Consider the following 12,909-nt stretch of genomic DNA (forward strand, 5'->3'; position numbering starts at 1 on the left):
ATAGGGATCGCGCAGCCAGTCCTCGATCCCAGTCACAGACATCCTGAGCGGCCGGGTCGCGCGCGGCGGTCGCGGCTCGGGCTGCTTGATCGGCCTCACCTCGTCGGGCTGGTCCAGCGCGGCTGCGAACTGCACGTATTTCTCGCCCGCGCGAATCGCGGCCTTCCAGTGCGCATCGCCCGCGACGGCCTCTAGCCGGTGCAGGAAGCGCGAGGCGACCGCCGGAGCACCGCCAGCCTTGGCGGAGTGGGTGAGGATGACCTCGTCGCCGCCGAGCAGTTGCGCAAAATCGTGCGCGGAGAGGCCGATCCGGCGTTCCGGCAGATCAAGGCCGAGCTGGTGCCGCATCGGCCGGCTCAGCCAGGGATCGACGCGCGGAGCCGGCGGCCAGACCCCCTCGATCAGCCCGCCAACGATGATTCGGTCGGCCTGCATCAGGCGCGATTCCAGCGGGCCGTAGATCTGAAGCCGCGCGCCCGGCCTGTCCCGCCGCCGCACCGCGCGATCGCTGAACGCCGTCTGGAACACGTCCGCGTAGTCGGGCAGCGTGACCATCAATCCGCTGGTCGTGCCGCCGCGCAGGAGATCGTCGAAGGCGCTCGCGAGCGCGAGGCCTTCGCGCTCCTCGAACGCCAGCGGGATGCCCTGCTCGTCGCGCGACAGCTCGATCATGATCTCGCGATGCCGATGCGCGAGCTCGGCGAAGTCATGCGGCTTTGATGACGCAAGACTCTCGATCGGCGCCAAGGCTTGTCGCAAGCCATCGATCAGCGCCTGAATGCGATCGAGGTCTTCCGCCTTGAGACGTGCGCGCGGCTCGGCCTTGTGCAACGCGGAGACTTCGCTGCGCCACAGCTTGGCCAGCTCCTCGCGGAATCGATTGAACTCGCGCAGCAGGCCGGCGGTGCCCGCAGGCGGCCGCGTTCCGCGCAACAAAGCGAGCTCCAGGCCTTCGATCGCCGCCTTCCATGCACCGGGTGCCCGGCCGAGCCGGCACAGCGGATGCTTCAGCATCGCGAGCAGCGTCGGCGGCTCCAATCCCTTGGTCGCCGCCTCCGCTGTCAGTCGCGCAAAGACGCCGGCGGAGGTTTCCATCAGGACGTCGCCGCCGGAATCATCGAATGCGAGATCCCATCGGCTCAGCGCGGCCATCACGCGCCGCGCCAGCGTGCGATCGGGCGTGACAAGCGCCGCGGATTTGTCGAGGTGCCGCGCCTCGCGCATCGCGATGGCGATGGCGAGCGCTTCCATTTCAGGATTGGGAGCTTCGACAACCGCGAGGTTCTTCATGCCCCCGGTGATCTTTAAGGCCACATCCGGCTGCTTCAGCCGGTCGTGCCAGATCTCGGTCTTGGCCGACGGCCGCATCGATTCCGACGCCAGCAGATCGCGGCCGTCTTCCGCCGGAGGCTTGAGGATATCGACGTCGCTGCGCTTGATGCCAAAACGATCCAGCAGCGCGTGCATGGCGTATTGCGGATGGTTCGAGACCGGATGCTCCGCGAACTTGCCGAGCGAGTCGCGGACGCCGCCGATGCTGCGCCAGGCATCGTCGTCGAGATCGGTGTCGAGGCCGGGCAGCACCACGGCACCATGCGGCAGCGAGGCGACTGCGTGGAGAAATCTTGCCGTGGCCGGCATCGAGCCGGTCGAACCGGCCGCGATCACGGGGCCATGGGGATGCGCGGTCAGCCGCTTGGCTTCGGCATCGATCAGAAGGTCGCGGCGGGCAGCGGGCTCGATCCGGTTGATCTCGGCGAGATGACCGGGCCAGGCGATGCGCGCGATGCGCAAAAATTCAAGCGAGTGCTGCCAGTACCGATCGAGCATATCGGGCACGAGGCCGTCGAGCGCGCTCCAGTCGACGCCGCGCGTGACCATGTCGTCGATCAGCCGCGCGAGATCGGACGCCAGTGCCAGCGTCGAGGCGGGGCCGCCGACGACCAGCGGAGACAGCACCGGGCCCTTGGCCCAAGCCGCGACGAGCTGCGCCAGTGTCAGCCGCCGTTCGAGCTCGCCGAGCCGCGGCGGAATATCGAGCGGCGTTGCGCCGGAAAACTGTTCGCCCTCATCGGCGAATGCGAGCTCATCCTCGTCGATGTCGCCGAGCGCGACGATGCGCGGCAGCACGACCGCGTCCGCCTTCATCTCGTCGAGGAAAATCTCGCGGACGACGCGCATGGCGCGTCGTGTCGGCAGGTACAGCGTGGCATCCGCCAGCCGTGCCGGCTCCTTGCGCGCCTCAAAGCCATCGACCAGCCGACCGTCGAGCAAGCTTGCGACGACGGTGCGCAGAAACGGAACTGAGACTGGAACGCTGAAAACGCGCATGAGCTGCCTGATTCGGGAATCAGGCGCCAATATAGGGAGGCGGACTCAAATGGATATGGGCGGAAGGGAGATAGTCCCCGCTGTTCGCCGGACCAATACAGGTGCGGTAGGGTGGGCAAAGGTGCGACGCGCCGCGCCCACCATGTTTCCGCGAGTTTCAGCTTAGATGGTGGGCACGCTTCGCTTTGCCCGCCTTGGCACCGCGTCCGGGACAATAGCGCAGCCCTACGCCACGCTCTCCAGAAACGCCTCTTCCGCCGCGTGCACGGCATCGGGCGTGCCGACATGCATCCAGACGCCGTCGAGGCGAAGGCCGAACAGCCGCTCCTGCTCGTTGGCACGGTCGAACATCTTGGTCAGCGAGAACTCGCCCGTGGGGGCATCGGCGAAGATCGACGGCGACAGGATCGCTGCGCCGGCATAGACGAACGGAACGACCTCTTTTTCCTTGCGCTTGCGCAGGGCGCCGTCGGCCAGCATGCCGTAATCGCCGCGGCCGCTATAGCCGATGCTGGTCGCCGTCGGCGCCATCAGCAGCAAAATGTCCATCCGCGCGGGATCGAAGTTTTCGGCGAGCCGCGTCAGGTTGGAGCGCACGCCGTCGATCCATAGCGTGTCGGAATTGACGTGAAAGAACGGTGCGTCCCCGAGCAGCGGCAGTGCCTTGACCACGCCGCCGCCGGTGCCGAGCACCTGGTCGCGCTCGTCCGAGATGGTCACGCGCGGATGCTGGCGGGATGCGGTGTGATCGATGATCTGGTCCGGCAGGTAGTGCACGTTAACCACCGCCTCGCTCACGCCGGCCTGGCCGAGCTTGTCGAGCACGTGGTCGAGCAGCGGCTGGCCGGCCACCGGAACCATCGGCTTCGGCATCTTGTCCGTCAACGGACGCATGCGCAGGCCGAACCCTGCGGCGAGCACCATGGCTTTGGTCGGTTTGACGGACATCCTTCGCTTTCTCAGACCTACTGATTTCGCGTTCGCAGCAATCCTAACACGAGGTTCGACTGACCGCACCGCGTCTTAACCGCCTTAACCACCTGCCATGACGCTTGTACGACGGGTGTTGCCGTTACGCCCCGATGGATGTGGAACGCGCCTTTTTCTTCTTGTCGCCGAGCTTGAGAAAGTTGACGCCGATCTGGTCGCCATTGACCCAGGCGAGCTCGCAGCGCCGATACGCAAGTCCGGTGGACGACAGCAGCAGAAAAAACTCCTTCAGATGCAAGCCTTCGACCGAGCCGTCGATGGTCAATTTGGCGCCGCTGTCGGAGACGTCCTCCATGGTGCAGTCGCGCCGCCAGGTGCCGTCGATACCCATCATCTGGGCCGCGATCCCGCGCTCGAAAACAACCCGGCTGTTGCCGCGCTCGTCCGTCTTCACCGCCATCTGCCCTGCTCCAGCCCCGTAATCATCCGGCTGCTCCGCCGCCAGATTACCGGCGTCTTGGCTAACAGCCGGTAAATCGGGCCCCGAATCAGTCGTTTCAGCCCCTACTGGCCTTTCAGTCTTGGGCCGGGCATTGGGGCGGCGGGACGTTGGCGACATACCAGTCGCGCAGAGGGGCGAGCGCGGGATGCGCCAAGGAGCGCTGGAGATAGGTCCAGATCCGCGGCTGGTGACGCAGATAATGCGGCTTGCCGTCGCGGCGGTTGAGGCGGGCGAAGGTGCCGAGCAAGCGCGTGTTCCGCTGCGCCGACATGATGGCGTAGAGCTCGGCGAAGCCGGCGGCGTCAAAGCTCGCGTCGCTGGCGCGGCGTGCCTTGATGTAGCGCGACAGCAGCGTCAGTTCGATCGCCTCGGGCACGTCGATGCGGGCGTCCTGGAGCAGCGACACCACGTCGTAGGATTGCGGCCCCAGCACGGTGTCCTGGAAATCGATCACGCCGACGCGTTCGATGCCGGTGCGATTCCCGAGCCAGATCAGGTTCGGCGAGTGATAGTCGCGGATGATCCAGGTCTTCGGCGAGGCCTGCGGTTTCTTCAGCAGCTCGCGCCACATCGCGAAAAATGCGGCGCGCTTCTCGTCGTCGAGCGGCGCATTGCGATCGGGCAGGTACCATTCCGGCATCAAGCTGATTTCGATCAGCAGCGCTTCGGTATCGAAGACGGGAATGGCGTAGGTCTGCCCGCCGAGCGGCAGCGTTTCCGGCAGCGTCTTGCCGTGCAGCACGGCTAGTAAATCGGCCGCGGCTTCGTAGCGTTCGACGATCGGGCGCGGCGGATCGCCCTCGATCACGCCTTCGCTGCCGAAGTCCTCGCTGATCAGGAATCCGTGGTCGAGGTCGGAATGATGGATCGCGGGCGCGGAGATTCCTTGCGCGCGCAGGCCCTCGTCGATGGCGACGAAGGGTTTGATGTTTTCGGCGAGATGCACCGCGGCGCTGTAGGATTTTCCGTTGTACATCGCGGCACCATCCGGGCGCTGCGGAGAATTCATGAGGATGACGATTTGGTCGTCGCGCAGGAGCCGCGCATAGGAGCGGGTCGAGGCGTCGCCCGCCATGCGCTTGCGCGTTGCCTCCATGTAGCCGGATGCATCGAGGAATTCGCGCAGCGCCTGCAGCCGCGCGACGGTGGCGGCAGCCTTGCCATGGCCGGTGATGTCGGCGGCGCGTGCATTCGAGCCCAATGCCGGCCGGTGCGTCAGCGCGATGTCGATGCGGTCTTGAGGCATCGCCGACGGTGCGCGCTCCGGCCATTCGATCAGGACGAGGGTTGCTTCCGGCAGCGGCGCCAGCCCGATCTCTTCGAGCTCGCTCTCGTCCTCGACGCGGTAGAGGTCGGCATGCATCACCGGGAATGGCGGCAGCTCGTAGCCCTGCACCAGCGTGAAGGTCGGGCTCGGCACTTCCAGTGCATCGTCGCCGGCGAGGTAGCGGATCATGGCACGCGCCGCCGCGGTCTTGCCGGCCCCGAGATCGCCGGTGAGCGTGATGACATCGCCGGGGCCGACCAGCAGCGCGAGGTCGGCCATCAGTTGCGCGGTGGCCGTCTCGTTGTGGAGCGCGACGGAGAATGTGGTTGGCGCAGTCATTCGGCGGCGTCGCGATGCGCCGCCTGGTCGGTCGGGAAGTCACAGATCACGACCGTGCCCCTGCCCACGATCGAATCGACCCGGATATTGCCGCCATGCAGCTCGACGAAGGAGCGCACCAGCGACAGGCCGAGCCCGGCGCCGCGGTGACGCGAGCCTTGCGAGCGGCTTTCGAACCAGTTGAACACCTTGTCCTTCATGTCGGCAGGTATTCCAGGCCCGGAATCTGTCACAGTGAAGACCACACTGCGTTCGGTGCGGCGGGCGCTGATGCCGACGGTGGAATCCGGTGGAGAAAACCCGACGGCGTTGGCGAGGAGGTTATAGAGCACCTGCACCACGCGCTTCTCGTCGCCGGTGAAGTTGCCGACATCGGGCGCGATCTCGACCTTGAGGCGGATGCGGTCGGTGGCGAGCCGGTCCTGGAGACCCTCGGCCGCGAGCTCGATGGTCTTGCTGACGTCGACCGGGCCGAGTTCCAGCTTCATGGCGCCGGCGTCGATGGTGGCGAGATCCAGGATGTTGTTGGTCAGCGCCAGCAGCGCATTGGTCGATTTGGTGACGTAGTCGAGATATTCGGCCTGTTTCGGCGTCAGCGGCCCGGTCGAGGGATCGCTGAGGAAATGCGCGAAGCCGATGATGGTGGTGAGCGGCGAGCGCAGCTCGTAGGAGACGTGGTGGACGAAATCCACCTTCATCTGGTCGGCCGCCTCCAGCGCCTCGTTGCGCTCACGCAGCGCGCGCTCGACGTTCTCGGTGTCGGTGATGTCCTGGAAGGTCAGCATCGTGGCGCCGTCGTGCAGGGGCCGGATCATGCCGTCGAGCACGCTGCCGTCCTTGCGCTCCAGCTTCAGCGGAATGTCGGCGCGGCTCTCGATCGAGGTGACGGCCTCGCGGATCTGTCGCCAGACGACCGCGTCGTCGAACAGCTGATGGCACCAACCCTCGACCGTCTGGATGTGCGGCTCGTCGCGCATGGCGTCAACGGACAGCTTCCACATCCGGACGAAGGCCGGGTTGAACAGCTGCGCCTTGCCGTTGCTGCCGAACACCGCGACGCCCTCGGCGAGGCTGTCCAGCGTTTCGCGCTGGACCCGGATCATTCCGTCGAAGCGGCGGGCGAGCTCGAGGCTCTCGGTGACGTCGTCGAACAGATAGGTGACGCCGCCTTCGGGGTTCGGCGTGGTGACGACGGAGAGCGCGCGGCCGTCGGGCAGGTACCAGGTGTCCTTGGCAGCCTCGACCGCGCGATAGGCCTCGTGCAGCTTGGCCTTCCAGGCGCGGAAGTCCGGCTGTTCCGGCAATTTGCGCGCGGCGCGGAGCTTGTCGAGCACGCTGGAATCATCGGGGTTGGCGTCGAGAAAGGTACGGTCGAGGTCCCACAGCTGGCGGTAGGAATCATTGTAGAAGGCGAGCCGGCGCTGGCCGTCGAACACGGCGACGCCGGAGGAGAGCTGGTCGAGCGTGCGGCGATGCGCTTCCGCCATCCGCACCAGCGCCGAGCTCAACGCATCCGCCTCGCTGGCATCGATGGCAACGCCGACATTGCCGCCGCCGACATTGACGGCGCGCACGTCATAGATGCGCCGCTCGCCGCCGATCACGATCGGCAGGCGCGAGGTGAAATTGGCCGCTTCCTTCAGCCCCCGCTCCATCGCGCTCCGGTCGGCGCTGTCGAGCAGCTCGAGCTTGCGCTCCTGGGCGTCGGTGATGCTGGCCGCCTCGGTCGCACGGACATAGGCGGGGTTGGCGTAAGCCAGCGCGCCGTTCTCGCCCTTGGCCCAGATCGGCCAGGGTGCGGCGGTCGCGAAGCCGCGCAGCATCTCCGTCTCGTCGGAGAGGGCCTTGTAACGCAGATTGGTCTCGGCCAGATCGCGGCGCAGCCCTGAGAGTTCGCGAATCCTGACGATCGCCTGGCCGCCGATGGCGCGGCCGATGGCCTCCAGCGTGTGGCCATGCGCGGTGGTGAGCGTCAGCTGGAACCCGTCGCCGCGGTCGCGCAGCGCGTCGACGGCGTGGTCCATCCGGAGCGCCGGTTCCGGCGGCAACCAGGTTCCAAACGCCAGCACGCGCTGTGGAGAGGAGTCGCGCGGCAGCACCATGGAGGTGTCACCGGAGATCTGCGCGCGATTGTCGCCGGCCGGCCAGGAGATCAGGATCTGCGGCTCGGCAAACAGCAGTGCGCCGAATCGGTCGGCCTGGAGCTGGAGTTCCCCGATCCGTGCGCGCAGCCGCGCCTCGTTCTTCGCCGTGCGAACGCGCGTGCGCATCAGGAGGATCGCGGCCACCACCGAGAAGCCGAGCAAGGCCAGCGCGGTAGCCAGCACCGCGAGCTCCTGCCGGTTGAAATCCAGCAGCGTTGAGAGTGTGTCGACGAGGTCGGCGGCCTCAGCCGGCGCAGCCGGCAGCAGCGCTGCGAGAGCGCTTCCCAACAAGCCGTTGCGCACGAGCGATGTGCACGACAGCAGCGTCCGACGCATCGACACGATCACGCCTGACATAGTTGCCCCAAGATCGCACGAATTTGCGCGCGGCGACCCCCGTCGCGCGCGAATCAAACGACAATACCCTCACCGTGACTCCACCGGTAAGAGTCCAGATCGTGAACGCAAAGGCGGTCCCAAAAAAATGCGGGGCGCGGTGTTCCAATTCACGTAGTTCCTCGGGTGATTCGGCGGAAATTGCCGCGCCTAGCGACCGGTCGAGCCGAATCCGCCGGCGCCACGGTCGGTCGCGGACAATGTCGCCACGGGAACCAGCGCGGCCTGCGCCATTGGCGCGATCACCATCTGCGCGATGCGCTCGCCGCGCTTGACCACGAAGGCGGTCTGGCCGTGATTGATCAGGATCACCCTGATCTCGCCGCGATAGTCCGCGTCGATCGTTCCCGGCGAGTTCAGCACGGTGACGCCGTGCTTGGCGGCAAGGCCCGAACGCGGCCGCACCTGCGCCTCGTACCCGGGCGGCAACGCGATCGCGAGTCCCGTCGGCACCAGCGTGTATTGGCCGGGCGCGAGCGTCAGGGGCTCGTTCTCGGCTACCGCCGCCATCAGGTCGAGACCGGCGGCATCATTGGTCTGATAGGCCGGCAGCGGCAGCCCCTCCGCATGGGGCAAACGTTGCAGTTCGACGGTGACTTTGGTGCTCAAGATGCGGGCTCCCGGGATTTGCCGGTCACGCTTTTTGCGATATGCGCGACCAGTTCAATGGCGACCTGTTCCTTGGTCATCACCGGCCAGGAATCAACTGCAATCTCGCCATCCTTCTCGTCGTTCTTCTCACTGTTCTTGCGACTGATGAGGTGCACGGTGTTGCGGTCCCCGCCCATCACCCCGGTTGCGGGGGAGACGTCGTTGGCGACAATCCAGTCGCAGCCCTTGCGGGCAAGCTTCGACTTGGCGTTGTCGATGAGGTGCTCGGTCTCGGCGGCAAAGCCGATCACCAGCGGCGGCCGCTTGTCGGTCAGTTTCGAGATCGTCGCGAGGATATCGGGGTTCTCGACCAGCTGGAGCGGCGGCATGCCGGCCGAAGTCTTCTTCAGCTTCTGCTCGCCTTCGTTGACGACCCGCCAGTCGGCTACGGCGGCGGCGAAGATCGCGATGTCAGCGGGCAGCGCGGCCTGCACCTGCTCCAGCATCTGCCGTGCCGATTCCACATGCCTGACCGTCATGCCCTGGGGATCGCGAAGCTCGACCGGGCCGCTGACCAGGATCACCTCGGCGCCTGCGGCTTGTGCGGCGGCGGCGATCGCAAAGCCCTGTTTGCCGGAGGACCGGTTGGCGATGTAGCGCACCGGATCGATCGGCTCGTGGGTCGGACCAGCCGTGATCAGCACGCGCTTGCCGGCGAGGGGGCGCGGCACTGGCGGCCGCAGCAGGCGCTCGGCGGCGGCCGCAATTTCGATCGCCTCGGACATGCGGCCAATACCGGCTTCACCTGCTTCCGCCATCTCGCCGGAATTCGGCCCGATCAGCATCACGCCGTCGCGTTGAAGCTGCGCGACGTTGCGCCGCGTCGCCGCGTTGTTCCACATCAGCGGGTTCATCGCCGGCGCGAGCAGGACCTTGCGGTTGGTCGCGAGCAGGATGGCGCTGGCGAGATCGTCGGCATGACCGTTGGCGATCTTGGCCATCAAATCCGCGGTCGCGGGCGCCACCACGATCAGGTCGCACTCGCGCGCGAGGCGGATATGACCAGCGTCGAACTCGCTCTGGGGATCGAACAGGTCGGTGTAGACGCGCTCATGCGAGAGCGCGCTCACGGCCAGCGGCGTGATGAATTGCTGCGCCGCCTTGGTCAGCACGCAACGCACCTCGATCCGCCGCTCCTTGAGCCGCCGGATCAAGTCGAGCGATTTGTAGGCCGCGATCCCGCCGCCGATGATCAGGGTGAGGCTGGCTTCTGGAACGGCGCCGGTGCGTTGGGGCAGCGGGGTGGCCGCGGCCGCGGGCGGCGCCGTGAATGGCGTCAGGGGCTCCTCGCGGCCCTCGATCAGCTCCCCGAGGATGACCCGGACCTCTTCCTCGACCGACCTGCGGTTCTTGGCCGAGCGCAGGCGGAGGAAGGTTTTGACGTTCTCGTCGAGCTTGCGGATGGTCAGACTTGCCATGGCACTCTCCGGCGCGAAATGATAGCGATGCTATCATTCGCATGATTGCACTGCAATCAAAGATTCCGGACGGCGATTAGGATGCCGATGAAGGTCGCAGCGATGATCCAGAGCGCCACGGTGCGCCAACGGTTCTTGCGGCCCTCGCTGCGGCCCATCGCCGCGATGCTCTCCGGCGACAGCCGGATGCCCTCCCGGGTCATCGTCTCCAGCTGTTCGAGCACCGCAACCGAGCGCGCGGCGATATCAGGCAGACGCATCAGGATGCGCGCGAGATCACCGGTGCCGGAGATCGCGCCGTGGACCCGGCCGATCGGACCGAGATTGCGCTCGATCCATTCCCGCACCACGGGGTCGGCGACCTTCCAGATGTCGAGCTTGGGATCGAAGCCGCGTGCCACGCCCTCGACCACCACCATGGTCTTCTGCAGCAGGATCAGCTCGGGCCGCGTGGTCATGTCGAACAGGCCGGTGACCTCGAGCAACAGCGTCAGTAGCCGCGCCATCGAGATCTCTTCCGCCGTGCGGTTGTGAATGGGCTCGCCGATGGCGCGGATCGCTTGCGCGAAGTTCTCGACCGAGTGATGCGCGGGCACATAGCCTGCCTCGAAATGCACTTCCGCGACACGGCGATAGTCGCGGGTGATGAAGCCGAGCAGGATTTCGGCGAGGAAGCGCCGCTCCTTCATGCCGAGCCGGCCCATGATGCCGAAATCAACCGCGACGAGGCGGCCCGCGTCATCCAGGAACAGATTGCCTGGGTGCATGTCGGCGTGGAAGAAGCCGTCGCGCAACGCGTGGCGCAGGAAGCTCTGAATCACCTTGCGGCCGAGATCGGGCAGGTCGACCTGCGACTCGGCGGCCCGCTTGTGATCGTTCAGCGCGATGCCGTCGATCCACTCCATCGTCAGCACGTTGTGCGTGGTACGGTCCCAGTCCACGGTCGGCACCCGGAAATCAGGATCGTCGCGCGTGTTCTCCGCCATCTCCGACAGCGCCGCGGCCTCGAGGCGCAGGTCCATCTCCATCGCGACCGAGCGCGACATGGTGTTGATGACTTCGATCAGGCGCAGGCGCCGCGCCTCGGACGAATAGGATTCGGCCTTGTAAGCGACGAAGAAGAAGTCGGAGAGGTCGCGGCGGAAGCGAGCGGCCACGTTGGGGCGCAGCACTTTCACGGCGACCGCCTTGCGGATGCCGTCGCGCAGGACTTCGCCGCGATGCACCTGTGCGATCGAGGCCGCTGCGACCGGCGCGCTGAGGCTCACGAACACATCGGTCAGCGGCCGTTCCAGCGAAGTCGCGATCGCAGCCTCCGCTTCGGCTTGCGAAAACGGCGGCAAGCGGTCCTGGAGGCTTTCGAGGTCGCGCGCCATGATGACGCCGACGACGTCGGGACGGGTCGCCAGAAATTGACCGAGCTTGAGATAGGCCGGGCCCATCCGGGTCAACGCGCGCGACAGCCGCGGGCCCTGCTTCGGACCGCGCCGCTCGATGATGCGCGCAAGTTTCAGCGCGAGCTGTCCGTGCGGCGGTACCAGACTCGGATCGACGGCGCCGAACACGCCCTCGCGCGCGAATACGAACGCGGCGCGCATCAGGCGCGCACTATGGGTTATGGCAGAGATCACAAACGCCAGCCCGAATGCAGTGCGACGATGCCGCCGGACAACATCTGCCAGTTCACGCGGGCGAAGCCGGCGTTGCGGATCATGTCGGCGAAGGCGTTGGGTCTTGGAAACTTGCGGATCGACTCGACCAGATATTGGTAGGACTCGGCGTCACCGGTGATCATGCGGCCGAGCGGCGGGATCACCTTGAACGAGAACAAGTCATAAAGGCGATCGAGCCCGGGCATCTCGACGGTGGAGAATTCCAGACAGAGGAAGCGGCTGCCCGGCTTGAGCACGCGATAGGCCTCGGCCAGCGCGAGATCGATCCGCGGCACGTTGCGAATGCCGAAAGCGATCGTATATGCGTCGAAGCTGCGGTCGGCGAAAGCGAGCGCTTCGGCATTGCCCTCGACAAAATCAACCTGGGTCTCGAGATGCCGCTTTGCGGCGCGCTCGCGGCCGACCTCCAGCATCCCGGAATTGATGTCGCAGACGGTGGCATGGAAGCCCGCGCCTGCGGCCTTGGCGGCGCGGAACGAGATGTCGCCGGTGCCGCCGGCAACGTCGAGCAGCGCGAACGGCCGGTCGCCTCTGGGCGGGTCGAGCGCGGTGATCATGATGTCCTTCCAGACCCGGTGCAGGCCACCGGACATCAAATCGTTCATCAAATCATAGCGCGACGCCACGCTGTGAAACACATCGTTCACCAGCGTCTGCTTGTCGCCCAGGGGAACGTCCCTGAAGCCAAAATGCGTGGTTTCGCCCGGCCGATCCATTACTCTACTCCACGAGGCGGACCATAGCGCGCCCGCCGCAATGGCGCTATCACACCGCCCTCATAAGGTGAATGCCTGACCATGCCCGAATTGCCCGAAGTCGAGACCGTCCGCCGCGGCCTTCAGCCTGTCATGGAGGGTGCGAAAATCCTGGTCGCGGAGGCCCGCAGGCCCGATTTGCGCTTTCCCTTCCAGCCCGACTTCGTGGCCCGACTGAAGGGGCAGGTCGTCACGGGGCTCGGCCGCCGTGCAAAATATCTCCTGGCCGATCTCGCCTCCGGCGACGTGCTGTTGATGCATCTGGGCATGTCGGGCTCGTTTCGCGTCATCAAGCCGGACAGCGAGGTAGCGCCCGGCGAGTTTCACTATCCGCGAGCCAAGGACTCCACGCACGATCACGTGCTGTTTCGGATGTCCTCCGGGGCCGACATCATCTTCAACGATCCGCGCCGCTTCGGTTACATGAAAGTGATTGCGCGCAGTGCCCTCGACGACGAGCCGCTGTTGCGCGGGCTCGGCCCCGAGCCGCTCGGCAACGAATT

The 12,909-nt window shown here is 66.1% G+C and carries 10 protein-coding genes; 1 reads left to right on the top strand and 9 read right to left on the bottom strand.

Annotation, left to right across the window (positions count from 1 at the left end):
• The 9 genes from addB to ubiE form a co-directional block, all read right to left on the bottom strand.
• The coding region (addB, locus tag IVB47_RS10000; RefSeq protein ID WP_247461293.1) for a double-strand break repair protein AddB at positions 1 to 2,331 on the bottom strand (2,331 nt) is incomplete at its 3' end.
• 225 nt (positions 2,332 to 2,556) lie between these two features.
• Positions 2,557 to 3,279, bottom strand: coding sequence for a nucleotidyltransferase family protein (locus IVB47_RS10005; RefSeq protein ID WP_027566154.1), 723 nt, complete (start codon positions 3,277 to 3,279; stop codon positions 2,557 to 2,559).
• A 124-nt stretch (positions 3,280 to 3,403) separates the two neighbouring features.
• The gene (locus tag IVB47_RS10010; protein WP_247285101.1) at positions 3,404 to 3,721 is read right to left on the bottom strand and encodes a PilZ domain-containing protein; all 318 of its coding nucleotides are present in this window, start codon (positions 3,719 to 3,721) and stop codon (positions 3,404 to 3,406) included.
• A gap of 115 nt (positions 3,722 to 3,836) precedes the next feature.
• On the bottom strand, positions 3,837 to 5,369 hold the full coding sequence (gene tsaE / locus IVB47_RS10015; RefSeq protein ID WP_247461295.1) for a tRNA (adenosine(37)-N6)-threonylcarbamoyltransferase complex ATPase subunit type 1 TsaE: 1,533 nt from the start codon (positions 5,367 to 5,369) through the stop codon (positions 3,837 to 3,839).
• Complete coding sequence (locus tag IVB47_RS10020; RefSeq protein ID WP_027566152.1) at positions 5,366 to 7,870, bottom strand: PAS domain-containing sensor histidine kinase; 2,505 nt, start codon at positions 7,868 to 7,870, stop codon at positions 5,366 to 5,368. Before IVB47_RS10020 ends, tsaE begins: the two co-directional genes overlap by 4 nt.
• Positions 7,871 to 8,059: 189 nt before the next feature.
• Positions 8,060 to 8,518, bottom strand: a complete 459-nt coding sequence (gene dut, locus IVB47_RS10025; RefSeq protein ID WP_247461297.1) for a dUTP diphosphatase — start codon at positions 8,516 to 8,518, stop codon at positions 8,060 to 8,062.
• Positions 8,515 to 9,978, bottom strand: a complete 1,464-nt coding sequence (gene coaBC, locus IVB47_RS10030; protein WP_247461299.1) for a bifunctional phosphopantothenoylcysteine decarboxylase/phosphopantothenate--cysteine ligase CoaBC — start codon at positions 9,976 to 9,978, stop codon at positions 8,515 to 8,517. Before coaBC ends, dut begins: the two co-directional genes overlap by 4 nt.
• A 56-nt stretch (positions 9,979 to 10,034) precedes the next feature.
• On the bottom strand, positions 10,035 to 11,609 hold the full coding sequence (ubiB, locus tag IVB47_RS10035; protein ID WP_247461301.1) for a 2-polyprenylphenol 6-hydroxylase: 1,575 nt from the start codon (positions 11,607 to 11,609) through the stop codon (positions 10,035 to 10,037).
• A complete protein-coding gene (ubiE, locus tag IVB47_RS10040; RefSeq protein WP_027566148.1) occupies positions 11,606 to 12,367 on the bottom strand; it encodes a bifunctional demethylmenaquinone methyltransferase/2-methoxy-6-polyprenyl-1,4-benzoquinol methylase UbiE in 762 nt (253 codons plus the stop codon). Before ubiE ends, ubiB begins: the two co-directional genes overlap by 4 nt.
• Before the next feature lie 81 nt (positions 12,368 to 12,448).
• On the opposite strand from ubiE, the gene IVB47_RS10045 reads away from it, so the two are divergent.
• Positions 12,449 to 12,909: DNA-formamidopyrimidine glycosylase family protein (locus IVB47_RS10045; protein ID WP_276576863.1), on the top strand; the 461-nt coding region annotated here is incomplete at its 3' end.

This window comes from Bradyrhizobium sp. 62 (assembly GCF_023073035.1).
Lineage (GTDB): Bacteria > Pseudomonadota > Alphaproteobacteria > Rhizobiales > Xanthobacteraceae > Bradyrhizobium.

Coding starts and splice junctions, on each gene's coding strand:
- ubiE (WP_027566148.1), bottom strand. CDS start 12,367: ATGGATCGGCCGGGCGAAACCACGCATTTTGGCTTCAGGGACGTTCCC.
- IVB47_RS10005 (WP_027566154.1), bottom strand. CDS start 3,279: ATGTCCGTCAAACCGACCAAAGCCATGGTGCTCGCCGCAGGGTTCGGC.
- IVB47_RS10010 (WP_247285101.1), bottom strand. CDS start 3,721: ATGGCGGTGAAGACGGACGAGCGCGGCAACAGCCGGGTTGTTTTCGAG.
- coaBC (WP_247461299.1), bottom strand. CDS start 9,978: ATGGCAAGTCTGACCATCCGCAAGCTCGACGAGAACGTCAAAACCTTC.
- IVB47_RS10020 (WP_027566152.1), bottom strand. CDS start 7,870: ATGTCAGGCGTGATCGTGTCGATGCGTCGGACGCTGCTGTCGTGCACA.
- tsaE (WP_247461295.1), bottom strand. CDS start 5,369: ATGACTGCGCCAACCACATTCTCCGTCGCGCTCCACAACGAGACGGCC.